The 24,003-nt window shown below is 72.0% G+C and carries 20 protein-coding genes; 4 read left to right on the forward strand and 16 right to left on the reverse strand.

The genetic code is table 11. The features are described 5' to 3' along the window. Nucleotides 1-167: 167 nt before the first annotated feature. From mltG to OP86_RS32935, 5 genes are all read right to left on the reverse strand, one after another. Nucleotides 168-1,460, reverse strand: coding sequence for an endolytic transglycosylase MltG (mltG, locus tag OP86_RS15160; protein ID WP_051830112.1), 1,293 nt, complete (start codon nucleotides 1,458-1,460; stop codon nucleotides 168-170). Between the two features lie 140 nt (nucleotides 1,461-1,600). Further along, nucleotides 1,601-2,080, reverse strand: coding sequence for a Holliday junction resolvase RuvX (gene ruvX, locus OP86_RS15165; RefSeq protein ID WP_030056222.1), 480 nt, complete (start codon nucleotides 2,078-2,080; stop codon nucleotides 1,601-1,603). A gap of 10 nt (nucleotides 2,081-2,090) precedes the next feature. Further along, on the reverse strand, nucleotides 2,091-4,760 hold the full coding sequence (gene alaS, locus OP86_RS15170) for an alanine--tRNA ligase (RefSeq protein WP_030056223.1): 2,670 nt from the start codon (nucleotides 4,758-4,760) through the stop codon (nucleotides 2,091-2,093). After that, the gene (locus OP86_RS37450) at nucleotides 4,760-5,197 is read right to left on the reverse strand and encodes a DUF6167 family protein (protein ID WP_063832383.1); all 438 of its coding nucleotides are present in this window, start codon (nucleotides 5,195-5,197) and stop codon (nucleotides 4,760-4,762) included. The genes alaS and OP86_RS37450 overlap by 1 nt, the downstream gene beginning before the upstream one ends. 4 nt (nucleotides 5,198-5,201) lie before the next feature. Continuing rightward, nucleotides 5,202-5,681 carry a DUF948 domain-containing protein gene (locus OP86_RS32935; protein WP_063832384.1) on the reverse strand — a complete coding sequence of 160 codons (480 nt, stop codon included), beginning with the start codon at nucleotides 5,679-5,681 and terminating at the stop codon, nucleotides 5,202-5,204. Nucleotides 5,682-5,902: 221 nt separating this feature from the next. On the opposite strand from OP86_RS32935, the gene OP86_RS15185 reads away from it, so the two are divergent. Both OP86_RS15185 and OP86_RS15190 read left to right on the forward strand, forming a co-directional pair. Continuing rightward, complete coding sequence (locus OP86_RS15185) at nucleotides 5,903-8,176, forward strand: ATP-binding protein (RefSeq protein ID WP_157849742.1); 2,274 nt, start codon at nucleotides 5,903-5,905, stop codon at nucleotides 8,174-8,176. 48 nt (nucleotides 8,177-8,224) lie between these two features. After that, nucleotides 8,225-8,551, forward strand: a complete 327-nt coding sequence (locus tag OP86_RS15190) for a tetratricopeptide repeat protein (protein WP_030258911.1) — start codon at nucleotides 8,225-8,227, stop codon at nucleotides 8,549-8,551. 88 nt (nucleotides 8,552-8,639) lie between these two features. Here the strand turns inward: OP86_RS15190 and rpsD are convergent, their stop codons facing one another. From rpsD to OP86_RS15230, 8 genes are all read right to left on the reverse strand, one after another. Then, complete coding sequence (gene rpsD / locus OP86_RS15195) at nucleotides 8,640-9,254, reverse strand: 30S ribosomal protein S4 (RefSeq protein WP_030056230.1); 615 nt, start codon at nucleotides 9,252-9,254, stop codon at nucleotides 8,640-8,642. Between the two features lie 309 nt (nucleotides 9,255-9,563). Next, on the reverse strand, nucleotides 9,564-10,997 hold the full coding sequence (locus tag OP86_RS15200; protein WP_167344209.1) for a replication-associated recombination protein A: 1,434 nt from the start codon (nucleotides 10,995-10,997) through the stop codon (nucleotides 9,564-9,566). A 55-nt stretch (nucleotides 10,998-11,052) separates the two neighbouring features. Next, nucleotides 11,053-11,670, reverse strand: coding sequence for an antibiotic biosynthesis monooxygenase (locus tag OP86_RS15205; protein WP_030056232.1), 618 nt, complete (start codon nucleotides 11,668-11,670; stop codon nucleotides 11,053-11,055). A gap of 71 nt (nucleotides 11,671-11,741) precedes the next feature. After that, nucleotides 11,742-12,560: a polyphosphate kinase 2 gene (gene ppk2, locus OP86_RS15210; protein WP_030258899.1), complete on the reverse strand. Its 819-nt coding sequence runs from the start codon at nucleotides 12,558-12,560 to the stop codon at nucleotides 11,742-11,744. A gap of 98 nt (nucleotides 12,561-12,658) precedes the next feature. Next, the gene (locus OP86_RS15215) at nucleotides 12,659-13,168 is read right to left on the reverse strand and encodes a GNAT family N-acetyltransferase (RefSeq protein ID WP_030056234.1); all 510 of its coding nucleotides are present in this window, start codon (nucleotides 13,166-13,168) and stop codon (nucleotides 12,659-12,661) included. A 94-nt stretch (nucleotides 13,169-13,262) separates the two neighbouring features. Beyond that, nucleotides 13,263-15,053: an aspartate--tRNA ligase gene (gene aspS, locus OP86_RS15220; protein WP_030056235.1), complete on the reverse strand. Its 1,791-nt coding sequence runs from the start codon at nucleotides 15,051-15,053 to the stop codon at nucleotides 13,263-13,265. After that, on the reverse strand, nucleotides 15,050-16,312 hold the full coding sequence (gene hisS / locus OP86_RS15225; protein ID WP_030258896.1) for a histidine--tRNA ligase: 1,263 nt from the start codon (nucleotides 16,310-16,312) through the stop codon (nucleotides 15,050-15,052). Before hisS ends, aspS begins: the two co-directional genes overlap by 4 nt. Nucleotides 16,313-16,324: 12 nt before the next feature. Beyond that, complete coding sequence (locus OP86_RS15230) at nucleotides 16,325-17,032, reverse strand: MBL fold metallo-hydrolase (RefSeq protein ID WP_030056238.1); 708 nt, start codon at nucleotides 17,030-17,032, stop codon at nucleotides 16,325-16,327. A 261-nt stretch (nucleotides 17,033-17,293) separates the two neighbouring features. On the opposite strand from OP86_RS15230, the gene OP86_RS15235 reads away from it, so the two are divergent. Together OP86_RS15235 and OP86_RS15240 are read left to right on the forward strand one after the other, a co-directional pair. Further along, on the forward strand, nucleotides 17,294-18,139 hold the full coding sequence (locus tag OP86_RS15235) for a peptidylprolyl isomerase (protein WP_030056239.1): 846 nt from the start codon (nucleotides 17,294-17,296) through the stop codon (nucleotides 18,137-18,139). Between the two features lie 264 nt (nucleotides 18,140-18,403). Beyond that, nucleotides 18,404-19,633, forward strand: a complete 1,230-nt coding sequence (locus OP86_RS15240; protein WP_030056240.1) for a DUF349 domain-containing protein — start codon at nucleotides 18,404-18,406, stop codon at nucleotides 19,631-19,633. Between the two features lie 78 nt (nucleotides 19,634-19,711). On the opposite strand, the gene OP86_RS15245 is transcribed toward OP86_RS15240, so the two are convergent. From OP86_RS15245 to secF, 3 genes are all read right to left on the reverse strand, one after another. Next, nucleotides 19,712-22,147, reverse strand: coding sequence for a RelA/SpoT family protein (locus tag OP86_RS15245; protein WP_051830114.1), 2,436 nt, complete (start codon nucleotides 22,145-22,147; stop codon nucleotides 19,712-19,714). Nucleotides 22,148-22,319: 172 nt separating this feature from the next. Beyond that, nucleotides 22,320-22,871: an adenine phosphoribosyltransferase gene (locus OP86_RS15250; RefSeq protein ID WP_030056242.1), complete on the reverse strand. Its 552-nt coding sequence runs from the start codon at nucleotides 22,869-22,871 to the stop codon at nucleotides 22,320-22,322. 27 nt (nucleotides 22,872-22,898) lie between these two features. Next, nucleotides 22,899-23,999, reverse strand: coding sequence for a protein translocase subunit SecF (secF, locus tag OP86_RS15255; RefSeq protein WP_030056243.1), 1,101 nt, complete (start codon nucleotides 23,997-23,999; stop codon nucleotides 22,899-22,901). Nucleotides 24,000-24,003: the final 4 nt, after the last annotated feature.

Genomic DNA, 24,003 nt, shown 5'->3' on the forward strand with positions numbered 1-24,003 from the left:
ACGGCCGGAGGATCGGACCGGCCGTCCGGGACGACGCGGTCCCGGCTGATTCTCGAACCGGCGTGCTAGCGCAGCGCCTGGAGGGAGACGTTACCGTACCGCAGCCTTACCCCCGCCCGGGTGGACGCACCGTCAGTGGGCGACCTCACCGACGGCACACAACACCGTTACGGGGTCACCGCACCGGAGCCGCCCGGCGCCCCGGAGCCCGCCGGGCCCCCGGTGGCCGCGCCGGGAGCCGAGCCTGCGGCCGAGCCGGACGAGGAGGCGGAGGCCGACACCGAGGCGCTCGGCTTCGCCGCCGCGCGGTTGGCGTTGAACTCCGCCACGTTGCGCTGGTGCACGTCGAAGCTGTCGGTGAACCGGGTGTCCCCGCGCTTCACGGTGACGAAGTAGAGCCAGTCCCCCGGCGTCGGGTCCAGCGCCGCCATGATCGCCTGCCGCCCGGGGTTGGAGATCGGGGTCGGCGGCAGCCCGGGGTGCAGGTAGGTGTTGTACGGGGAGTCCAGCTTGGTCTCGGTCACCGTCGTGTTCAGGGTCGAGCGGCCGAGCGCGTAGTTGATCGTGGAGTCCAGTTGCAGCGGCATGCCCTTGGCCAGCCGGTTGTAGATGACCCGGGCGACCTTGCCCATGTCCTCGGTGTTGTCGGCCTCGCCCTGGACCATGCTGGCCACGGTGATCAGCCCGTACACGGTCTGCCCGAGGTTCTGCGCGACGACGCCGGCGTCGTCCCGGCTGAACTCCTTGCCGGCCCGCTCCACCATCTGCTTCAGCAGGTCGATCGCGGTGGTGCTGTCGGTGACGCTGTACGTCGCCGGGAACAGGTAGCCCTCGGGGCTGCCGTTGGTGAAGTCCGGCAGGCCCAGCTCGGCGCCCTGCTCCTGGGCGGCGCGCTGGGCGGTGCCCTCGGGCAGGCCGAGCTTCGTGTCGATGGCCGCGTAGATCTGGTAGCCGCGCCAGCCCTCGGGGATGGTCAGGCCGTTCGCGTTGGCCGGGTCGATCAGGATCGCCAGCGCCGCCGCGGCCGACATCTTCTGCTTCAGCGTGTACGTCCCGGGCTGGATCCGCCCGGCGGCCGCCGCGCTGCCCTTCGCGGCCCGGGTGAAGGCGAGCGAGCTCGCGACCACCCCGTTGCGGACCAGCGCGGACGCGATCTGGTACAGGCCCGCGCCCTCCGGCACCGAGACCTGGACGCTGCCGGTGCCCTGCCCCGCGAAGTCGGCCGCGGCCGGAGGCTTGCGATGCGCCTGGAACCAGGTGTACCCGGTCAGCCCGATCCCGCCGAACACCGCGATCAGCGCGAACGCGGTGAGCCCGCAGGCCAGTCCGTTGCGCCGCCGGTGCGGATCCGGCGCATCGGAGCGCGGAGGGGGCGCGGACGGCGGACGGCCCTCCGGTTCCAGCACCGGCGCACCCAGGTGCCCGGGCGTGAGGCCGGGGTGGAAGTCCTGGTCGGTCATGGCTCGCGTCCCCTCGGCGGTCCCAGATCGCTCCGGATCGATCGGAAATCGATCCAAAACGGACTCGGAAACGAACGAAGAGGGGTCCGTGCGGACGCGTCCGCACGGACCCCTCGATTCGGGACGTTAGATCAGGCTCCTCAGCCGACCGCCTCGACGCTCTCACCGGGCGGGCGCCCGCTCACCCGTTCGGACTCAAGGGCGGTCTGCAGGATCACCACCGCGGCAGCCTGGTCGACCACCGAGCGGCCCTTCTTCGCCTTGACCCCCGAGGCACGCAGCCCGTGGGTCGCGGTGACGGTCGACATCCGCTCGTCCACCAGCCGCACCGGCACCGGGTAGAGCCGGTTCGCCAGCCGCACCGCGTACGCCCGGACCTTCTCCGCCGCCGGGCCCTCCTTGCCGCTCAGCGAGCGGGGCAGCCCGACGATCACCTCCATCGCGCCGTACTCCTCGACGATGGCGGCGATCCTGGCCTGCGACTTCACACCGGCCGGGACGGTCTCCACGGGCGTGGCGAGCACCCCGTCGGGGTCGCAGGACGCGACCCCGATCCGGGCGTCCCCGACGTCGACGGCGATCCGCCGTCCACGCCGGAAGGGCCTCTCCTCGAACTCCATCAGGACTCCATCAGCTGGCGCGCTCCGCGACCAGGCCGCGCACCGCGGCGATGGCCTCGCCGACCGCAGCCGGGTTGGAGCCGCCGCCCTGGGCGACGTCGTCCTTGCCGCCACCGCCGCCGCCGAGGGTCTTGGCGGCGGTCCGGACCAGCTCGCCGGCCTTGATGCCGCGGCCGCGGGCGTCCTCGTTGGTGGCGATGACGGTCAGCGGGCGGTCGTTCGCCACGGTGAAGGCGGCGACCACGGCCGGGCGCGAGCCGAGCCGGCCGCGCACGTCCAGGACCAGCTTGCGCAGCTCGTCCGCGCCCACGCCGTCGGCGACCTGCGCGGCGACCACGGCGATGCCGTGCACGTCCTCGGCCGAGTCGGCCAGGCCCGCCGCGGCGGCCAGCACCTTCTCGGCGCGGAAGCGCTCGATCTCCTTCTCGGCGTCCTTGAGCTTGGCGAGCATGCCCGAGATCTTCTCCGGCAGCTCCTCCGGACGGCCCTTGACCAGCTCGGTGAGCTGGGAGACCACGGTGTGCTCACGGGCCAGGAACTTGTACGCGTCGACGCCGACCAGCGCCTCCACCCGGCGCACCCCGGAGCCGATCGAGGACTCGCCGAGCAGCTTCACCAGGCCCAGCTGGGCGGTGTTGCCGACGTGGGTGCCACCGCACAGCTCCTTGGAGAAGTCGCCGATGGTGACGACCCGGACCTCGTCGCCGTACTTCTCGCCGAACATCGCGATGGCGCCGGCCTTGCGGGCCTGGTCCATCGTCATGACCTCGGCGGTGACGTCGAGCTCGCGGCCCAGCACGTCGTTGATCTTCTGCTCGACGTCGACCAGCACGCTGCCCGGGACGGCGGCGGGCGAGCCGAAGTCGAAGCGGAAGCGGCCGGGGGCGTTCTCGGAGCCGGCCTGGGCGGCCGTCGGGCCGAGCGCGTCGCGCAGCGCCTGGTGGGTCAGGTGGGTGGCCGAGTGGGCGCGGGCGATCGCCCGGCGGCGCTCGGTGTCGATCGTGGCGTACGCCGAGGCGCCCAGCACGACCTCGCCGAACAGCACCCCGCCGGAGTGCACGGTGACGCCCGGGACGGGCTGCTGTACGTCGCGGATCTCCACCACCGCGCCGGACTCCAGCCGGATCCGGCCGTGGTCGGCGAGCTGGCCGCCGCCCTCGGCGTAGAACGGGGTGCGGTCGAGGATGATCTCGACCTCGTCGCCCTCGGAGGCGGCCGGCGAGGGGACGCCGTCCACCAGCAGGCCGACCACGGTGGCCTCGCCCTCGGTGAGGGTGTAGCCGGTGAAGACGCTGGCGCCGGACTTGTCGGCGACGTCGCGGTAGGCGGCGACGTCGGCGTGGCCCATCTTCTTGGCCTTGGCGTCCGCCTTGGCGCGGTCCCGCTGCTCCTGCATCAGGCGGCGGAAGCCGGCCTCGTCGACCTGGAGGCCCTGCTCCTCGGCCATCTCCAGGGTCAGGTCGATCGGGAAGCCGTAGGTGTCGTGCAGCTTGAACGCCTGGTCGCCGGAGAGGACCGCGCCGCCGGCCTGCTTGGTCTCGGTGACCGCGGCGTCCAGCAGGCTGGTGCCGGCCTTCAGGGTCTGGAGGAAGGCCGCCTCCTCGCCGACGACGACCGTCTCGATGCGCTTGCGGTCGCTCTCCAGCTCCGGGTACTGCGGGGCCATCGCCTTGATGGCGATGTCGATGAGCTCCTTGGCCACCACGCCGGTCGCACCCAGCAGGCGCATGTTGCGGATGGCGCGACGCAGGATGCGGCGCAGCACGTAGCCGCGGCCCTCGTTGCCGGGGGTGACGCCGTCGCCGACCAGCATCAGCGCGGTGCGGATGTGGTCGGTGACCACGCGCAGCGAGACGTCCGACTTGTGGTCGGCGCCGTAGGTGTGGCCGGTGAGCTCGGCGGCGCGGTCGAGGATCATCCGGCTGGTGTCGATCTCGAAGAGGTTGTCGACGTCCTGCAGGATGGCGGCGAGGCGCTCCAGGCCGAGGCCGGTGTCGATGTTCTTGCTCGGCAGGTCGCCGAGGATCTCGAAGCCGTCCTTCCCGTCGCCGTGGCCGCGCTCGTACTGCATGAAGACCAGGTTCCAGATCTCCAGGTAGCGCTCGCCGTTGACGGCCGGGCCGCCCTCCTCGCCGTACGCGGGGCCGCGGTCGTAGTTGATCTCCGAGCACGGGCCGCACGGGCCGGGGACGCCCATCGACCAGAAGTTGTCCTTCATGCCGAGGCGCTGGATGCGCTCGGAGGGGACGCCGATGACGTCACGCCAGATCTGCTCGGCCTCGTCGTCGTCCTTGTAGACAGTGATCCAGAGCTTCTCCTTCTCCAGGCCGTAGCCACCGTCCGCGACGGGAGTGGTGAGCAGCTCCCACGCGAACTTGATGGCTCCTTCCTTGAAGTAGTCGCCGAAGGAGAAGTTGCCGCACATCTGGAAGAAGGAGCCGTGCCGGGTGGTCTTCCCGACCTCCTCGATGTCCAGGGTGCGCACGCACTTCTGGACGCTGGTGGCGCGCGAGAACTGCGGCTTGACCTCGCCCAGGAAGTAGGGCTTGAACGGCACCATGCCGGCGTTGACGAGCAGCAGGGTGGGGTCGTCGGCGACCAGGGACGCCGACGGAACGACGGTGTGGCCGCGCTCCTCGAAGAAGCGCAGCCAGCGGCGGCGGATCTCAGCCGACTCCATTAGTGGTCCTTCCGGTTCGGGGTGCCGCCCCGCGGCGGCAGGGCGCGGCGGGGCGTTTCTTCAATGGTCTGGGGGGTGGTGCGGCCCCTACCGTTGGGCAGGGCGCTGGACGGAGGCAGGGCGGCGGCCGGGCTGCCGGGCGCCGCCGAGATAGCTCGGTACTGCGGCTCGCCCCTGGCCACAAGGCGCTGCCGGGGCTCCACCACGGCGGTGCCGTGCAGACCGAGGTCGTCCTTCAGCTGTTCCTCGCGCTCGGCCATGCCGGCCTTCACGTCCAGGGCGAACTGCTTGGCCAGGTCCCCCAGGTGCAGCGCGCCGCGCGCGGCGGTGCCGGAGAGGCTGTCCGGGGTGAGCCGGTGGACGGCCTCGTTGGCCTTGTTCATGGCCCAGACGGTGGCGCCGGCGCCGACCGCCATCCAGAAGATGCGTCGCACCATGCCGTCAGCCCCTCACCGCTCGCCGGACCCGGGAGAGCAGGCCGCCGCGCGGCGCGTTCGCGGCCCGCACCTCGGCCCGGATCAGCCGGGCCAGCTCCTCGCGCTCGCCGGACTGCAGGGGTACGGACGGCAGGCCGCCCTGCTGCTTGGCGACGGCCTTGCGGACGCCGTAGCTGAAGGCCGCGACCTTCACCAGCGGTCCGCCCAGGGTGGCGGCCACGGTGGAGGAGAGCGCGTTGGCGTTGGCGGCGGCGTCCTGCACGTTGGCGGTGATCTCGTCCACCCGCTCCAGCTGCTCGTTGGCGCTGCGCACCGCGGCGCCCGCGTCGGTCAGCAGCGGCACGGCCTGCTCGGTGACCGCGGAGACCAGGACGGCGGCCTCCTTCAGGACCCGGGAGAGACGGACCAGCACGACGGCGAGCAGAGTGACCAGGACCGCCCAGAACACGGCGACGAGCAATCCCGCCAGCTCTCCCACGGACACCTTTGCGCGCTCCCTCGCCTGACTGTTCTCCAGACGGAACCCTATCGCGCCGACGCCCGGTTTCCGGACCGGGTTCTCCGCGCGCGCGATCCGACCGGGTGTGCGAACCGCGCGCGTAACCGACCGGCCGGTCACCTCGTTCTGCCGGGCAGGCCGTCGCCCGTACGGCCCGACGCACGTCCGGGCCTCGGCGGTCCGGCCTGGAACACGGGGAGCAGCGGTTGGCCGGCGACTGGACAGCACAGCCGAGGGAGCCCGCGGCGGGGCCGCGCGAGCCGGAGCCCGGCCGGCTGCCGGCCGAGGTGACCGGCTTCGTCGGGCGGCGGCGGGAGCTGGCCGAGCTGGCGGAGCTGCTGGCCGCCGCCCGGTTGGTGACGGTCACCGGGCCGGGCGGGGTGGGCAAGAGCCGGCTGGCGCTGCGGGCGGCGGCCCGCTCGGGCGGTACCTTCCCGGACGGCGCCTGGCTGGTGGACGTGGCGCCGGTGCAGGATCCGCTGCTGCTCGGCCACGCCCTCCTGGAGGCCCTGCGGTTGACCGACGGCACCGCCCGTCCGCCGCTGGACGTGCTGACCGAGCGGCTGGCCGACCGGCGCCTGCTGCTGGTGCTGGACGGCTGCGAGCACCTGGTGGAAGCGTGCGCCGAGCTGGCGGACGCGCTGCTGCGGGCGCTGCCCCGGCTGCGGCTGCTGACCACCAGCCGCACCGCGCTGCGGGCCTCGGGCGAGCACCTGCTGACCCTCGCGCCGCTGCCGGTCGGGCCGGCGTCCGAACGCCCGCTGTCCGAACGCCCGCTGTCCGACGGCCCGACGCCGGCGGGCGGGCTGCCGGCGGGCGAGCTGCCGGACGCGGTGCGGCTGTTCGCCGACCGGGCCCGGGCGGTACTGCCCTCCTTCCAGGTGACGGCGGCCAACGCGGAGGCGGTCGGCCTGCTCTGCCGCCGGCTGGACGGCATCCCGCTGGCCGTGGAGCTGGCCGCCGGGCGGCTGCGCGCGCTGTCGGTGGAGCAGATCACCGCCCGGCTGGACGACCGCTTCCGGCTGCTCACCGGAGGCTCCCGCACGGCCCTGCCGCGGCACCAGACGCTGCGGACGACGATCGGGTGGAGTCATGAGCTCTGTACGGTGCAGGAACGTTTACTCTGGGCCCGCCTGTCGGTCTTCGCCGGCAGCTTCGACCTGGAGGCCGCCGAGTACGTCTGCGCCGGCGAGGGCATCGAGCCCGAGGACGTGCTCGACCTGCTGGACGAACTGGTCGCCAAGTCGGTGGTCCTGCGCGAGGACAGCGCCTTCGGCGTCCGCTTCCGCCTGCTGGACACCCTGCGCGAGTACGGCGGCCACTGGCTGCGCGCCGCCGGCGAGGAGCCGCGGCTGCTGCGCCGCCACCGGGACTGGTACCTGGGCGTCGCCACCTGGGGCGAGGTCGAATGGTTCGGCCCCCGCCAGGCGGAGACCGCCGAGCGCACCGAGCTGGCCCACACCAACCTCCGCGCCGCGCTGGAGTTCTGCCTCGCCGAGCCCGGCGAGGAGCAGATCGCCCTGCTGATGGCCGGCACGCTCTGGTTCTACTGGGTCGGCTGCGGCCACCTCGGCGAGGGCCGGCACTGGCTGGACCGCGCGCTCGCCCTGGACCGCGAACCCACCGAGGCCCGCGCCAAGGCGCTCTGGGTGACCGGCTACATGGCCACGCTCCAGGGGGACCTGGGCGCCGCCCGCCCGGCGCTGGAGGAGTGCCGCCGCCAGGCCCTGGACACCGGCGACGACCGCGCCCTCGCCTACGCCGTCCACCGGCAGGGCTGCGCCGCCCTGATCGGCGACGACCCGAACCGCGCCGCCGAGCTGTTCGAGGAGGCGCTGTGGCACTACCGGACCATCGGCGAGCTCAACAGCAACGTGGTGATGGCCATGCTGGAGCTGGGCCTGGCCTACCTGTTCCAGGGGGACCTGGACAGCGGCGAGCTCTGGTTCGGCCAAGCCCGCGAACTCTGCGAGGAGCACGGCGAGCAGTGGGCGTACGCGTACGTGCTGTACACGACGGCGTACTCGCACTGGCTGGACGGCGCCGTCCAGCCGGCCCGCGCGCTGGCCCGGGAGTGCGTCCGGCTGAACCACCTGTTCCACGACCTGCTGGGCATCGTGCTGGGGATCGACCTGCTGGCCCTGCTGGAGACCGAGCCGAGCGGCCCGGGCGAGCCGGGCGACCTGTGCGAGGCCCGGGTGCTGCAGGGCGCCGCGCACCGGATCTGGCGCACGGTCGGCACGCCCTTCCTGGGCTCGCGGAACTTCTTCGGCACGCACCGGGAGTGCGCCGAGCGGGCCCGGGCCGGGCTGACCGAGCAGGAGTACGAGCAGTACTACGAGGCCGGCACGCGGCTGGACCTGGACGCCGCCGTCTCCCGGGCGCTCGGCGGCGGGGGCTCTGCGGACGGCTCGGAGCCGGGCCCGGGGCCCTGCTCGGTGCCGCCCGCTCCGGCGCCCTCGCCGGTCAGGAATAGTTGAAACTTGTCCATTGCTTGAGGGGGCAAGGAACCACCCGGAAGGAGCACCATGGCCGTCCACAACGCCGCCGACGAGTACCGCATGGCGAAGTTCTACTTCGACTCCAAGGCGTACGCCGACGCCGCCCGCATGCTCGAAGGCGTGCTGACGGAGGAGCCGGCCAACCTCTCCGTCCGGCTGCTGCTCGCCCGCAGCTACTACCACTCCGCCCAACTCGGCCGCGCCGAGGCCGAGTTGCTGCGGATCCTGGAGGCCGACCCGGCCGAGGACTACGCCCGGCTGATGCTCGGCCGCACCCTGGAGCGCCAGGGCCGCACCGAGGAGGCCCGCCCACACCTGCGGCTGGCCGCCGCGATGACCGGCGAGAACCGGTAAGCGGGAACCGAAAAAAGGGGCGAGCCCCCGCCGCCTCGAAAGGCGACGGGGGCTCGCTGGGTACCGCAGGTGCCGGAACGGCGGCGGGTCAGCGCGAGTAGTACTCGACGACCAGCTGCTCGTCACAGATCACCGGGACCTCCTTGCGCTGCGGCGCACGGTCCAGGCGGAAGGCCAGGGCCTTCAGGTTGACCTCGAGGTACTTCGGGGTCTGGCCCTCGCCCGCGTAGCCACCCTCACGGGCGACCTGGAACGGGACCTTCTCCTTGCTGCGCTCGCGGACGGTCACCACGTAGCCCGGCTTCATCTGGAACGACGGCTTGTTGACCTTGCCACCGTTGACCTCGATGTGGCCGTGGACGACCATCTGGCGGGCCTGGTAGATGGTGCGGGCGATGCCCGAACGCAGAACCAGGGAGTCCAGACGGGTCTCCAGGTCGGCGACGAGCGCCTCACCGGTCTTGCCCTCGGCCTTCTTCGCGCGGTCGAACGCGCGCGCCATCTGCTTCTCGCTCAGGTCGTACTGAGCGCGCAGACGCTGCTTCTCGAGCAGACGGACCTTGTAGTCCGAGTTCTGCTTGCGACCACGGCCGTGCTGGCCGGGCGGGTACGGGCGGGCCTCGAAGTACTTGACGGACTTCGGGGTCAGCGGCACGCCGAGCGCACGCGCGATCTTGACCTTGGGACGCTTCTGGTTCGCCATGAACCAAACCTTCCTTGCTTACGAATACGGCTTCACCAGGTGTTGACGGAGGTCGCATCTCGCGACCCGGAGACAACCCATCGCCGAGGCGATGCGGTCAGCCGCTCTCCGGAGCCGGGCACGAAAGTGCTTGTCACACGGACCTGCCCAGAATCTGGGCCGCCCGCGACACCGAAACGGTGCGCGACGCTCCTGGTGCGGACCCCTCGAAGGGGGTCTACGGCCGGTGCCCCGCTGGTGCGGCCGGTCGGTGGGGTCTCCCCCGCCGCCGTCCCGGGACATGGCACTCCGATCGAGTATACCGGTGGATCACTCGCCCTTTTCCTCGGGCTGCCTCCCGGCCTTCCCGTCGGCCTTCCCGTCGGCCTTCCCCCCGGCCTTCCGCTCCGGCTTCCGGTCCCCCCGCAGCCGCCCCCGGGTCCACTCCACGACGTCCGCGTACCGGGCCTCGCCGCCGCGCCTGGTCGGCTGGTAGTACTCCCTGCCGTGCACCGTGTCCGGCGCGTACTGCTGGGTGGCGATGCCCTCCGGCAGGTCGTGCGGGTACTGGTAGCCCTTGCCGTGGCCGAGCTTGCCCGCGCCGCCGTAGTGCGCGTCCCGCAGGTGCGCCGGCACCGCGCCCGCCAGGCCCTGCCGGACGTCCGCCAGGGCCGCGTCGATGGCCAGGTAGGCCGCGTTGGACTTGGGCGCGAGGGCGAGCGCGATCGCCGCCTGGGAGAGGATGATCCGCGCCTCCGGGAAGCCGATCAGCGCCACCGCCTGCGCGGCCGCGACCGCGGTCTGCAGCGCCGTCGGGTCCGCCAGGCCGACGTCCTCGCTGGCCGAGATCATCAGCCGGCGGGCGATGAACCGCGGGTCCTCGCCCGCCTCGATCATCCGGGCCAGGTAGTGCAGGGTGGCGTCCACGTCGCTGCCGCGGATCGACTTGATCAGGGCGCTGGCCACGTCGTAGTGCTGGTCGCCGTCCTTGTCGTAGCGCACCGCCGCCTGGTTGACGGCCGTCTCGGTGGTGGCCAGCGTGATGCCCGGCTCACCCTTCTCCAGCGCCGCCCCGGCTGCCGCCTCCAGCGTGGTGAGCGCCCGCCGGGCGTCCCCGCCGGCGAGGCGCACCAGGTGGTCCTCGGCCTCCTCGGTCAGCTCCAGCGCGCCCCCCAGGCCGCGCTCGTCGGCGACCGCCCGGCGCAGCAGCGCCCGGATGTCGTCGTCGGTCAGCGACTCCAGAGTGAGCAGCAGCGAACGGGACAGCAGCGGGGAGATCACCGAGAAGTACGGGTTCTCGGTGGTCGCCGCGATCAGGGTGACCCAGCGGTTCTCCACGGCCGGCAGCAGCGAGTCCTGCTGGGCCTTGGAGAAGCGGTGGATCTCGTCCAGGAAGAGCACTGTCTCCCGGCCCGACATCCCGACCGCCCGCCGGGCACCGTCGATCACCGCCCGGACCTCCTTGACCCCGGCGGTGATCGCGGACAGCTCGACGAAGCGCCCCTCGACAGCCTGGCTGATCACGTGCGCCAGGGTGGTCTTGCCGGTGCCGGGCGGCCCCCAGAGGATCACCGAGCTGGTCGCGGCCGGGCCGCGCGAGCCCGCGACCAGCCGCCGCAGCGGCGAGCCGGGCTTCAGCAGCTGCCGCTGCCCGGCCACCTCGTCCAGGGTGCGCGGGCGCATCCGTACGGCCAGGGGCGCCCGCCCGGGCTCCTTGGCCTGGCGTTCCTCGGCGGCGGCGGTGAAGAGGTCCGGTTCGTCCACACCGGAAGCCTATGCGAGGCCTCCGACACTCCTGTCCCTGCGCGGCCCGGCGGCCCTAGCCCTGCGTGGCACGGCGGTCCAGCAGGACGACCTCGAACTCCTCCAGCGACCGCAGGGTGCCGCCCAGCGCGGTCAGCGCCCGCGCCCGGGAGTCGGCCGTCGGCCCCCGCGCGGCGTCGAAGCTCGCCTGGTCCGCGTAGATCGCGCCCACGGACAGCCGGCCGGTCGCGCGGTCGGCCAGCATCGCGCCGGTCACGAAGCCGGCCTGCTTCGCCAGCACCGGCAGCACCTGGCCGCTGAAGAGCTCGGCAGCCGTGTCCACCTTGGCCGGGTCGACGTCGGACTTCGACAACCGGAACCTCGCGCCGGGTCCGGCCACACCGGGCGGAGCCGTCGCCACGGCCTCCCAGACGTCGGTGGTCACCGTGCCGGCCAGCGGCGCCAGCAGCGCGCGGCGGCGCTCGCCCAGGGCCGCGTCACTGGCGCGCTCGGCCTCGGCGGACTCCCACCACGAGCCCATCGTGATCTTGCCGACGGTCCGGTCCGCGAACAGGCCGAAGCCGCGGTAGCCGGGCTGGCCGGAGAGCAGGTCGACGGCCTCGGTGGCGAAGCCGTCGAGGGTCCGGTCGATCCGGTCCGGGTTGCCGGTGGCGTACACCGTACGAACGAACATGAGCGCGCCTCCTGTGGACGCCCGGGCGCCACGCGGGGCCGGTCTCGGTAGCAGCGCCCGGTGAGCCCCGTCTACTCCAGTCTGGCAGCGTGGTCCGGAACGTACTTCTGCAGGTCGCGCGGGGGCCGCTGGTAGCCGCGCGGGGCCGGGCGGGGCGGCAGCTCGATCTGCGGCGCCCTGATCTCGTGGTACGGCACGGTGGAGAGCAGGTGGGCGATCATGTTGATCCGCGCCCGGCGCTTGTCGTCGCTCTCCACCACGTTCCAGGGCGAGTCCGGGACGTCGGTGTGGAAGAACATCTCGTCCTTGGCCCGCGAGTAGTCCTCCCAGTGGGCGATCGACTCGACGTCCATCGGGGAGAGCTTCCAGCGCTTCATCGGGTCCTCCAGGCGGTCCCGGAAGCGGCGTTCCTGCTCGGTGTCGCTCACCGAGAACCAGTACTTGCGCAGCAGGATGCCGGCCTCGATCAGCATCCGCTCGAAGGTCGGGCACTGGTGCAGGAACTGCCAGTACTCCTCGTCGGTGCAGAAGCCCATCACCCGCTCGACCCCGGCGCGGTTGTACCAGCTGCGGTCGAACAGCACGATCTCCCCGGCCGCCGGCAGGTGCTCGACGTACCGCTGGAAGTACCACTGGGCCTTCTGCCGCTCGGTCGGTGTGGGCAGCGCCGCGACCCGGGCGATGCGCGGGTTCAGGTACTCCGTCACCCGCTTGATCGCTCCGCCCTTGCCCGCGGCGTCACGCCCCTCGAAGACCACCACCAGCCGGGCGCCCTCGACCCGCACCCACTCCTGGAGCTTCACCAGCTCCTGCTGCAGCCGCAGCAGCTCCCGCTCGTACGGCTTCCTCGCCAGTCGCTCCGGCTTCGCGGTGCGCTGCTTCCCGGCCACCCTCTGACCCTCCGTCCGGCTGGTGCTGATGCACACTCACCGTAGGCGCAGCACGGCGAGTCCGCAGGCCGGACCGAATGGGACAGGGGAAGCGGTGGCTAGACCGCGACGACGAAGGGCTCGGGGTAGCGGCAGAGCCCGCGCGGGTCGCCGTCGTACGCCGCCAGCGGCAGCGCCTGGAAGTAGGCCTCCGGCACCTCGAACGGGCCGAGGACCTCGTGCCGCCCGGCCGGCGTGAAGCCGAACCGTGCGTAGTACTCCGGGTCGCCGAGGACGACCACGAGCTTCTCGCCCGCCCCCTCGGCCTCCGACAGCGCGGCCCGGACGACGAGTTCGCCGACGCCCCTGCGCTGCCACTCGGGCGCCACGGCGACCGGCGCGAGCGCCAGCGCCTCGCCGTCCCCGACCCGCAGCCGGGTCAGCAGCGCGTGCCCGACCACCAGCCCGGTCTCGTCGACGGCGACCAGCGAGAGCCCGGGCAGCCAGGCCGGATCGCGGCGCAGCGCGTCCACCAGGTCCGCCTCGTCCGGGCCGGGGAACGCGGCCATGTGGACGCGTCTGGTCGCCGGGGCGTCCTGCGGACATTCGATTCTCGTAGTGACCTGCATGAGTCACCCTCCCTGTGTCTCACACCGTTGTGGACCGGCCCCGGACGGTGGGTGGACCGTCCGGGGCCGTTGCAGGCTAGCGGATGACGCGAAGTCAGGCCTTGGGCTGTGCCTCGGACTTGGCGTCCTCGCGGACCTTGGGCTGGGCGTCCACGCCGGCCTCGCGGCGCTGCGCCGGGGTGATCGGGGTCGGGGCCCCGGTCAGCGGGTCGCCGCCGGTGGACGTCTTCGGGAAGGCGATGACGTCGCGGATGGTGTCGTACCCGCCGAGCAGGGTGACGATCCGGTCCAGGCCGAAGGCGACACCGCCGTGCGGCGGCGGGCCGTAGTTGAAGGCGTCCAGCAGGAAGCCGAACTGCGAGGCCGCCTCCTCCTCGGAGAGGCCGATCGCGTCGAACGCCCGCTTCTGCACGTCGCGCTGGTGGATACGGATCGAACCGCCGCCCAGCTCCGAGCCGTTGAGGACCAGGTCGTACGCGTTGGACAGCGCCGCGCCCGGGTCGGTGTCGAAGGTGTCCAGCGACTCCCGGGTCGGGGCGGTGAACGGGTGGTGCACCGCGTGCCAGCCCTGGAACGCGCCCTTGTCGTCCTCGATCGGCTCGAACATCGGGAAGTCGACGACCCAGAGGAAGGCCCACGTCGACTCGTCGATCAGGCCGCAGCGGCGGCCGATCTCCAGACGGGCGGCGCCGAGCAGCTCCTGCGAGGCGCGCTCCTTGCCGGCGGCGAAGAAGACCGCGTCGCCGTTCTTGGCGCCCGCGGCGGCGGCCAGGCCGGCCAGGTGCTCCTCGGAGAGGTTCTTGGCGACCGGGCCGCGCAGCTCGCCGGTCTCGGCGTCGATCAGCACGTAGGCCAGGCCCTTGGCGCCGCGCGCCTTGGCCCAGTCCTGCCAGGCGTCCAGCTGCTTGCGCGGCTGCGAGGCGCCGCCGGGCATGACCACGGCGCCGACGTACGGGGCCTGGAAGACGCGGAACTCGGTGCCCTTGAAGTACTCGGTGAGGTCGGTGAGTTCCTGGCCGAAGCGGACGTCCGGCTTGTCGGAGCCGTAGCGGCCCATGGCGTCCGCGTAGGTCATCCGCGGCAGCGGGTTGGGGACCTCGTAGCCGTGCACCTCGCGCCAGACGGCGCCGATGATCTTCTCGCCGAGGGCCAGGATGTCCTCCTGGTCGACGAAGGAGGCCTCGATGTCCAGCTGGGTGAACTCCGGCTGGCGGTCGGCGCGGAAGTCCTCGTCGCGGAAGCAGCGGGCGATCTGGTAGTAGCGCTCCATGCCGGCCACCATCAGCAGCTGCTTGAACAGCTGGGGCGACTGCGGCAGCGCGTACCAGTGGCCGGGCTGCAGGCGGACCGGGACGAGGAAGTCGCGGGCGCCCTCGGGGGTGGAGCGGGTGAGGTACGGGGTCTCGATGTCGAGGAAGTCGTTCTCCTCCATCACCCGGCGGATGATGTTGTTGACCTTCGAGCGCAGCCGCAGGCCCTTGGCCGGGCCCTCGCGGCGCAGGTCCAGGTAGCGGTAGCGCAGCCGGACCTCCTCGTTGACGGTGCCCGGCTCGTACTCGGCGACGGGGAAGGGCAGCGGGGCGGCCTCGGAGAGCACCTCGATCGCGCTGACCACGACCTCGACGGCGCCGGTCGGGATGTCCGGGTTCTCGTTGCCCTCGGGGCGGACCCGGACGTCGCCGACGACCTTGACGCAGTACTCGGCGCGCAGGCCGTGCACCGAGTCCAGGTCGCGGACCACGATCTGCACGGTGCCGGAGGCGTCGCGCAGGTCGATGAAGGCCACGCCGCCGTGGTCGCGGCGGCGGGCGACCCAGCCGGCCAGGGTGACGGTGGTGCCTGCGTGCTCCGGGCGGAGCGTGCCCGCGTCGTGCGTGCGGATCACAGCTGCTTCTCCTTCAGGGTGGTGACGAGTGCGTCGAGGGCGACGGGGGACTGCTCGCCGGTGCTCATGTCCTTGAGCTGGACGACGCCCTCGGCGAGGTCCCGGTCCCCGGCGATCAGGGCGAAGCGGGCGCCGGACCGGTCGGCGGACTTCATGGCGTTCTTGATGCTCTTGACGCCGAAGGCGAGGTCGGTGGCCACGCCGGCCCGGCGCAGCTCGATCACCTTGGCGAACAGGACGTTCTTGGCCTCCTCGCCGAGCGCGACCGCGTACACGGCGGTGGCGGGCGGCAGGTCGAGGGTGACGCCCTCGGCCTCCAGGGCGAGGAAGGTGCGGTCCACCCCGAGGGCCCAGCCGACGGACGGCAGCGCCGGGCCGCCGATCATCTCGGACAGGCCGTCGTAGCGGCCGCCGCCGCCGATCGCGGACTGCGCGCCGAGGCCGTTGTGCACGAACTCGAAGGTGGTGCGGGTGTAGTAGTCCAGGCCGCGGACCAGCTTCGGGTCGTCGACGAAGGCCACGCCGGCCGCGGTGAGCAACTCGCGGACCTTCTCGTCGTACGCCTTGCAGTCCTCGCAGAGGAAGTCGCGCAGCATCGGCGCGTCGGTCAGCTGGGCCTGCACCGCCTCGCGCTTGTCGTCGAGGACACGCAGCGGGTTGATCTCGGCGCGGCGGCGGGTGTCCTCGTCCAGGTCGAGGCCGGAGAGGAACTCGATCAGCGCGGCGCGGTAGACCGGGCGGCACTGCTTGTCGCCGAGGCTGTTGAGCAGCAGGCTGTAGTTGCTCAGGCCCAGCGAGCGGAAGGCGTCGTCGGCCAGGATGATCAGCTCGGCGTCCAGCGCCGGGTCCTCGGCGCCGATCGCCTCGGCTCCGACCTGGGAGAACTGGCGGTAACGGCCCTTCTGGGCGCGCTCGTAGCGGTAGTACGAGCCGGAGTACCAGAGCTTGACCGGCAGGTTGCCCTGCTTGTGCAGGTTGGCCTGGAGCGCGGCGCGCAGGACCGAGGCGGTGCCCTCCGGGCGCAGCGCGAGCTCGTCGCCGCCCTTGGTGGTGAGGGTGTACATCTCCTTGGTCACGATGTCGGTGGACTCGCCGACGCCGCGGGAGAACAGCTTCACGTCCTCGAAGACCGGGGTCTCGACGTAGCCGTAGCCGGCCCGCCGGGCGGGCGCGGCGATGCGCTCGCGGATCGCCAGGAAGGTCGCGGAGCTGGGGGGCAGCAGGTCGTAGGTGCCCTTGGGGGCGGTGAAGGTGCTCAACTTCTCTATCCGTCACATTCCTCGTCGCGGGAAAGCCGGGGCGCCGACCGCCCCCGCTGCCTGTCGGAGGTAGGGGTTGGTGGCGCGCTCACGGCCGATGGTGGTCTGTCCGCCGTGGCCGGAGAGGACCACGGTGGTGTCGTCGAGGGGCAGGCACACCCGGGCCAGCGACGTCATGATCGCCTCGCTGTCCCCGCCCGGGAGGTCGGTACGCCCGATGGAGCCGGCGAACAGCAGGTCGCCCGAGAACAGCACCGGGGGGAGGTCCTCGGCACCGGGCGTCCGGAAGGTCACCGACCCCTTGGTATGGCCCGGGGCGTGGTCCACGGTGAGCTGCAGGCCGGCCAGCTCCAGCACGCTGCGGTCGGTGAGTTCGCGCACGTCGTCGGGCTCGCCGACGGTGATCTCGCCCATCAGCTGGGTGCCCAGGGAGCGGCCGAGCGCCTTCTCCGGGTCGGACATCATGTACCGGTCCTCGGGGTGGATCCAGGCCGGGACGCCGCGGGCGCCGCAGACCGGGACCACCGAGGCCACGTGGTCGATGTGGCCGTGCGTGAGCAGCACGGCGACGGGCTTCAGCCGGTGCTCGCGCACCATTTCCTCGACGCCGCGGGCCGCTTGGTGGCCGGGATCGACGATGACGCACTCCTCGCCCGCCGCCGGAGCGACCAGGTAGCAGTTGGTGCCCCAGGCTCCAGCGGGGAATCCGGCGATGAACACGCGCGTCCTTCGGGTGTGCGGCGGTCGGTTTGCGAGAACCACCAGGAGTGATGCTGCGAATCCGTTATTCAGGGGCAGCCTACCGGCGGTCCGGTCCCGGTTGCGAACCAGATGGCGGGCCGGGCGCGACCGTCCGACGGGTCCGTTGTCAGGTTCACCGTGTTCTTACGGGCCCGGTCCCTACACTTGGCCGCCGAGGGATGCGATGATCCGCTCCGGAATCCATCCACTTTTCCCGCACATCCGTAGGAGACACGGCCGGTGGTCAGTAGCGAACAGCGGCGGCGGCAGCTCGCCCGCGAGAAGTACGAGCGCCAGATGGAACGTCGCGCCGAGGCGATGGCCGCGCGCAAGCGCCGCAACACGATCCTGGGCGCCTCGCTCGCCGTCGTGGTCCTGGCCGGCGGCGGAACGCTGTTCGCCACCGGCGCGTTCAGCTCGGACGACAAGGGCAAGTCCGCCTCGGCGGCCGACTCTCCGAAGGCCGCGCCGACCAAGGCCGGCGAGCCGACGACGCCGACCCGCAAGCCGGTGGAGGGCTGCACCGACCCGGCGCCGGGCGCGCCCAACGGCAAGCAGTGGCAGGCCGAACCGGCCATGTCGGTCGACCCGAGCGGCTCGTACACGATGGCGCTGGACACCAACTGCGGCAAGGTGACGATCGCGCTGGACGCGGCCAAGGCCCCGCACACGGTGAACTCCTTCGCCTTCCTGGCCGGCGAGAAGTACTTCGACCACACCAAGTGCCACCGCCTCACCACCGACGGCATCTTCGTGCTGCAGTGCGGCGATCCGACCGCCAGCGCGACCGTCCCCGGCGGGACGGGCGGCCCCGGCTACAAGTTCGCGGACGAGAACCTGACCGGCGCGACCTACCCGGCGGGCACCGTGGCGATGGCCAACTCCGGCCCGGGCACCAACGGCAGCCAGTTCTTCCTGGTCTACAAGGACACCCAGCTGCCGCCGAAGTACACCCCCTTCGGCAAGATCACCGGCGGTCTGGACGTGGTGCAGAAGATCGCCGCCGCGGGCACCCTGGAGGGCTCCCCGGACGGCCACCCGATGGCCGACGTCACCTTCAACTCGGCTACGGTGTCGAAGGGTTGACCAGTTCCGGGGCCGCCCGCGAGCAGTGTCCGCGACACCCTCGGCCGGCCCCGGCCCGAAATCGCCCGGCCCGGATGCGGACAGCACCGGGCCTGGTCGCCTATGTTGGCGTTGTATAGGGTGCCCGGACCCGCCTAGCCGTCACCCTCGGCAGAAAGGCACGGCGGACGGGGACGGCGGACTCATCGGTCCGCCGCACATCAACTGTGGACGACGGTCGCGCGCCGCCCCGGCGCGGGCGCGACGTCATGTGGAGGACGCGCTATGAGCAGCGACCCGTGGGGCCGTGTGGACGAGCAGGGCACGGTCTACGTCAGGACGGCCGACGGCGAACGCGTCGTGGGTTCCTGGCAGGCCGGCTCGCCCGAGGAGGCCCTCGCCTACTTCGAGCGCAAGTACCAGGGCATCGAGGTGGAGATCGGCCTGCTGGAGAAGCGGGTGCGCACCACCGACCTGGCCGCCAAGGACGCCCAGACCGCGCTGGAGCACCTGCGCGCCCAGGTGGTCGAGGGGCACGCGGTCGGTGACCTGGAGGCCCTGGCCAAGCGGCTGGACACGCTCGCCGGCGAGATCGAGAGCCGGCGCGAGGAGCGCAAGGCCGCCCGCGCCAAGGCCCAGGACGAGGCCCGCTCGGCCAAGGAGGCGCTGGTCGCCGAGGCCGAGCAGCTCGCCGAGTCCACCCAGTGGCGGGAGGCCGGGGACCGGCTGCGCGCGCTGGTGGACACCTGGAAGGGCCTGCCGCGGCTGGACCGCAAGAGCGACGACGAGCTGTGGCACCGCTTCTCGCACGCCCGCTCGGTCTTCTCCAAGCACCGCAAGGCGCACTTCGCCACCCTGGACGCCGAGCGCGACAAGGCCCGGCAGACCAAGGAGGCGCTGGTCGCCGAGGCCGAGGCGCTGTCCTCGTCCACGGACTGGGGCAGCACCGCGGCGTCCTACCGCGACCTGATGGCGCGCTGGAAGGCCGCCGGCCGGGCCCAGCGGGACATCGAGGACGAGCTGTGGGCGCGGTTCCGCGGCGCGCAGGACGTCTTCTTCCAGGCCCGTTCCGCGGTGTTCAGCGAGCGGGACGCCGAGCAGGTGGAGAACCAGAAGCTCAAGGAGGCGCTGGCCACCGAGGCCGAGGCGATCCTGCCGATCACCGACCTGAAGGCCGCCAAGGCCGCGCTGCGCGAGGTGAACGAGCGCTGGGAGGCGATCGGGCACGTGCCGCGCGAGGTCCGTCCGAAGCTGGACGGTCGGCTGAACGCGGTCGAGCGGGCGATCCGCGAGGCCGAGGACGCCGAGTGGAAGCGCTCCAACCCGGAGGCCAAGGCCCGTGCGGCCGGCATGGTCGGCCTGTTCCAGGCCAAGGCCGACAAGATCCAGGCCGACCTGGACAAGGCCCGCGCGGCCGGCAACGCCGGCCGGACGGCCAAGCTGGAGTCCGAGCTGGCCGGTGTGCAGACGCTGCTGGAGCAGGCGCACAAGAGCCAGGAGGAGTTCAGCGGCTGATCGCGGAGCCGTACGAACGCCGAAACGCCGAAACGCCGAAGGGGCCCCAGGATCACCTGGGGCCCCTTCCCGTGTCCGCTACTTCCGGGCGGAGGTGACGCGGTAGACGTCGTACACGCCCTCGACGCCGCGCACCGCCTTGAGCACGTGGCCGAGGTGCTTCGGGTCGCCCATCTCGAAGGTGAAGCGGCTCATCGCCACCCGGTCGCGGGAGGTCTGCACCGCCGCCGACAGGATGTTGACGTGCTGGTCGGAGAGGACCCGGGTGACGTCCGAGAGCAGCCGGGAGCGGTCCAGCGCCTCGACCTGGATGGCCACCAGGAACACCGAGGACTGGGTGGCCGCCCACTCGACGTCGATCATCCGTTCCGGCTGCTGGCTGAGCGCCTCCACGTTGACGCAGTCGGCGCGGTGCACCGAGACGCCGTTGCCGCGGGTCACGAAGCCGACGATCGGGTCGCCCGGGACCGGGGTGCAGCAGCGGGACAGCTTGACCCAGACGTCCTCGACGCCCTTGACGATCACGCCCGGGTCGCCCTTGGCCCGGCGGCGCGCCGCACGGCGGTTGTCGTGCGTCGGGGTGGCGGTCTCCGCCAGGTCCTCGGTCGCGCCCTCCTCGCCGCCGAGCGCCTGGACCAGCTTCTGCACGATGTTCTGCGCGGCGACGTGGCCCTCGCCGATCGCGGCGTAGAGCGAGGAGATGTCGGGGTAGCGCATCTCGTGGGCCAGGGTGACCAGCGAGTCGCCGGTGAGGATCCGCTGGATCGGCAGGCCCTGCTTGCGCATCGCCCGGACGATCGCCTCCTTGCCGTGCTCGATCGCCTCCTCGCGGCGCTCCTTGGAGAACCAGGCGCGGATCTTGTTGCGGGCGCGCGGCGACTTGACGAAGCCCAGCCAGTCCCGGGACGGCCCGGCGTTCTCCGCCTTGGAGGTGAACACCTCGACGGTGTCGCCGTTCTCCAGGGTCGACTCCAGCGGCACCAGCCGCCCGTTCACCCGGGCGCCTATCGTCCGGTAGCCGACCTCGGTGTGCACCGCGAAGGCGAAGTCGACGGGGGTGGCGCCGGCCGGCAGGGCTATCACATCGCCCTTGGGGGTGAAGACGAAGACCTCGTTGCTGGCCAGGTCGAAGCGGAGCGACTCCAGGAACTCGCCCGGGTCGGCGGTCTCCTTCTGCCAGTCCAGCAGCTGCCGCAGCCAGGCCATCTCGTTGACGGCGCCGGCCTTGTCGTCCTTGCGGACCTGGGTCGGGGTGTCGGTGCGGACCTTGGAGGCCCCGGCGACCGCGCGCTGCTTGTACTTCCAGTGCGCGGCGATGCCGTACTCGGCCCGGCGGTGCATGTCGAAGGTGCGGATCTGGAGCTCGACGGGCTTGCCGCCGGGGCCGATCACCGTCGTGTGCAGCGACTGGTACATGTTGAACTTGGGCATCGCGATGTAGTCCTTGAACCGCCCCGGCACCGGGTTCCACCGCGCGTGGATGGTGCCCAGCGCCGCGTAGCAGTCGCGGACGGTGTCGACCAGGACCCGGATGCCCACCAGGTCGTAGATCTCGGCGAAGTCCCGGCCCCGGACGATCATCTTCTGGTAGACCGAGTAGTAGTGCTTCGGCCGGCCGGTGACGGAGGCGGTGATCCGGGCGCCGTGCAGGTCCGCCTGGACCTGGTCGATGACGGTCGCCAGGTACTCGTCCCGCTTGGGGGCCCGCTCGGCGACCAGCCGGACGATCTCGTCGTACATCTTGGGGTAGAGGATCGCGAAGGCGAGGTCCTCCAGCTCCCACTTGATGGTGTTCATGCCCAGCCGGTGCGCCAGCGGGGCGTAGATCTCCAGCGTCTCGCGGGCCTTCTTCTCCTGCTTCTCCCGCTTGAGGTAGCGCATCGTGCGCATGTTGTGCAGGCGGTCGGCCAGCTTGATCACCAGGACCCGCGGGTCCTTGGCCATCGCCACGACCATCTTGCGGACGGTCTCGGCCTGCGCGGCCTCGCCGAACTTGACCCGGTCCAGCTTGGTGACGCCGTCCACCAGCAGGGCCACCGAGTCGCCGAAGTCCTTGCGCAGGGTCTCCAGGCCGTAGTCGGTGTCCTCGACGGTGTCGTGCAGCAGCCCGGCCATCAGCGTCGGGGCGTCCATGCCGAGCTCGGCGAGGATCGTCGCGACGGCCAGCGGGTGGGTGATGTACGGGTCGCCGCTCTTGCGCTTCTGCCCGCGGTGCCACTTCTCGGCCACCGCGTACGCCTTCTCGATGTCACGCAGCAGCGCCGGGTCGGCCTTGGGGTCGTTGGCCCGGATCGAGCGGAACAACGGCTCCAGGACGGGGTTGAGCACGCTGGAGCGCTGGCCGCCGAGGCGGGCCAGGCGGGCCCGCATGCCGCCGGTGGAGCCGCGGCCGGACGGGGCGAGCGAACGCGAGGAGGTCGGCGCCGGGCGTGCCGGGGTGGCCCCCGAGGGCGTGGGACGGCTTTCGGGGGCGGCCGCTGCGGCCGTGGGCACAACCTCGTCGGGCAAGGACAACTCCTCGGGGCACCGGGCCGGCCCCTGCCGGGGCCCGAACGAACGGGGACAACCGGGAGGGGATGAATCTTCATGGTACCGAGCCGGGCGCCCCGGTGTTCATCCGGCCGGGCCCGGAAACGCAAGGGGCGGCGGTCGGGTGTGCCGACCGCCGCCCCTTCGCGTACGTACCTCAGACCGTGACCAGCGTCTCCAGCGGAGCGCCGGCCAGGTGCCCGGCCAGCCGCTCGCGGCCGTCCAGGAAGCCCAGCTCCATCAGCACCACGACGCCCACCAGCTCGGCGCCGGCCTCCTTCACCAGGTCCAGCGAGGCGCCGATGGTGCCGCCGGTGGCCAGCACGTCGTCCACCACCAGCACCCGCTCACCGGGCGCGAAGGCGTCGCACTGCACCTCCAGCGTCGCCGAGCCGTACTCCAGCTCGTACGAGCGCCGGAACACGTCGCCGGGCAGCTTGCCCTGCTTGCGGATCGGCACGAAGCCGAGCCCGGCCGCGAAGGCCGCCGGGGCCGCCAGCACGAAACCGCGGGCCTCCAGGCCCACCACCTTGGTCGCCCCGAGCTCCTTGGCCCGGTCGGCGAGCGCCCGGGTGAGGGCGGCGAACGCCTCGGCGTCGGCGAGCAGCGGCGCGATGTCCTTGAACAGCACACCCGGCTTCGGGTAGTCCGGGACGTCCCGGATGCGGCTGTTCAGCAGCTCGGCCAGTGTGGTGTCGGCGGTGGTCACGGTGTGTCCTCGGGGTCGTGGTACGGATCAGCGCTTGGTGGAGGGACGGCCCTTGGCACGCGAGGTGCCGGCCGCCCGGCCGCGCTGACCGACCATACCCGCAGGCTGGCCGTCCTCCGCGAGCTCGCCCTCGGGCACCGCGTCCGAGACCTCGGACTTGGCGGCCGCGGCGGCCCGGTGCTGCAGGACGCGCTTGCGCAGCGCCTTCAGCTCCGGCTGCTCCTCCTTGAGCTGCGCCAGCAGCGGGGTGGCGACGCAGATCGAGGAGTAGGCACCGGCCGCGAGACCGATGAACAGCGCGAGCGAGATGTCGTTCAGCGTGCCGGCGCCCAGGATGCCGCCACCGATGAACAGCAGCGCGGCGACCGGCAGCAGCGCGACCACGGTGGTGTTGAGCGAGCGCACCAGGGTCTGGTTGAGGCCCGCGTTGGCGGCCTCGCTGTAGGTGAGCTTGTTCTGCTTGGTGATCCCCTTGGTGTTCTCCTTCACGGTGTCGAAGACGACGACCGTGTCGTAGAGGGAGTAACCGAGGATCGTCAGGAAGCCGATCACCGTACCCGGGGTGACCTCGAAGCCCACCAGGGCGTAGACGCCGATGGTGATCAGGAGGTCGTGGATGAGGGCGACCAGCGCGGCCACCGCCATCCGCCACTCGAAGGCGATCGCCAGGTAGGCCGTCACCAGGATCATGAAGATGATCAGACCGGTGAGTGCCTTGTTGGAGATCTGCTTGCCCCAGCTGGGGCCGATCACCTGGGCCTCGACGGTGTCCAGCGGAACGCCGATCTTCTCGGCGAGCTGCGAACGCACCTCGTCCGAGCTCTTCGGCTCCTCGGTGCTGACCTGGATCCGGATCTTGCCGTTGTCGGTCGACTGCACCAGCGGGTGCGAGGAGACGACCTGGTCGGCCGTCTCCTGAGCCTGGGAGACGGTCAGACCGGGCTTGGCCACGGTGTAGACCGAGCCGCCCTTGAACTCGATGCCCAGGTGCAGGCCCATGGCCAGCCCGATCGCCGCGACCAGCACGATCACGCCGGAGATGGAGTACCAGACCTTGCGGCGTCCGACGAAGTCGAAGCTGACCTCGCCCTGGTAGAGCCGGTGGCCCAGATTGGAGAAGCGCGACACGGTG

The sequence above is a fragment of the Streptomyces novaecaesareae genome, from assembly GCF_000716875.1.
Lineage (GTDB): Bacteria > Actinomycetota > Actinomycetes > Streptomycetales > Streptomycetaceae > Kitasatospora > Kitasatospora novaecaesareae.

What these genes read in the sequence shown, in the direction of transcription:
- mltG (WP_051830112.1), bottom strand. Translation starts at nt 1,460, where the DNA reads ATGACCGACCAGGACTTCCACCCCGGCCTCACGCCCGGGCACCTGGGT.
- ruvX (WP_030056222.1), bottom strand. Translation starts at nt 2,080, where the DNA reads ATGGAGTTCGAGGAGAGGCCCTTCCGGCGTGGACGGCGGATCGCCGTC.
- alaS (WP_030056223.1), bottom strand. Translation starts at nt 4,760, where the DNA reads ATGGAGTCGGCTGAGATCCGCCGCCGCTGGCTGCGCTTCTTCGAGGAG.
- OP86_RS37450 (WP_063832383.1), bottom strand. Translation starts at nt 5,197, where the DNA reads ATGGTGCGACGCATCTTCTGGATGGCGGTCGGCGCCGGCGCCACCGTC.
- OP86_RS15190 (WP_030258911.1), top strand. Translation starts at nt 8,225, where the DNA reads ATGGCCGTCCACAACGCCGCCGACGAGTACCGCATGGCGAAGTTCTAC.
- rpsD (WP_030056230.1), bottom strand. Translation starts at nt 9,254, where the DNA reads ATGGCGAACCAGAAGCGTCCCAAGGTCAAGATCGCGCGTGCGCTCGGC.
- OP86_RS15205 (WP_030056232.1), bottom strand. Translation starts at nt 11,670, where the DNA reads ATGTTCGTTCGTACGGTGTACGCCACCGGCAACCCGGACCGGATCGAC.
- OP86_RS15215 (WP_030056234.1), bottom strand. Translation starts at nt 13,168, where the DNA reads ATGCAGGTCACTACGAGAATCGAATGTCCGCAGGACGCCCCGGCGACC.
- OP86_RS15240 (WP_030056240.1), top strand. Translation starts at nt 18,404, where the DNA reads ATGAGCAGCGACCCGTGGGGCCGTGTGGACGAGCAGGGCACGGTCTAC.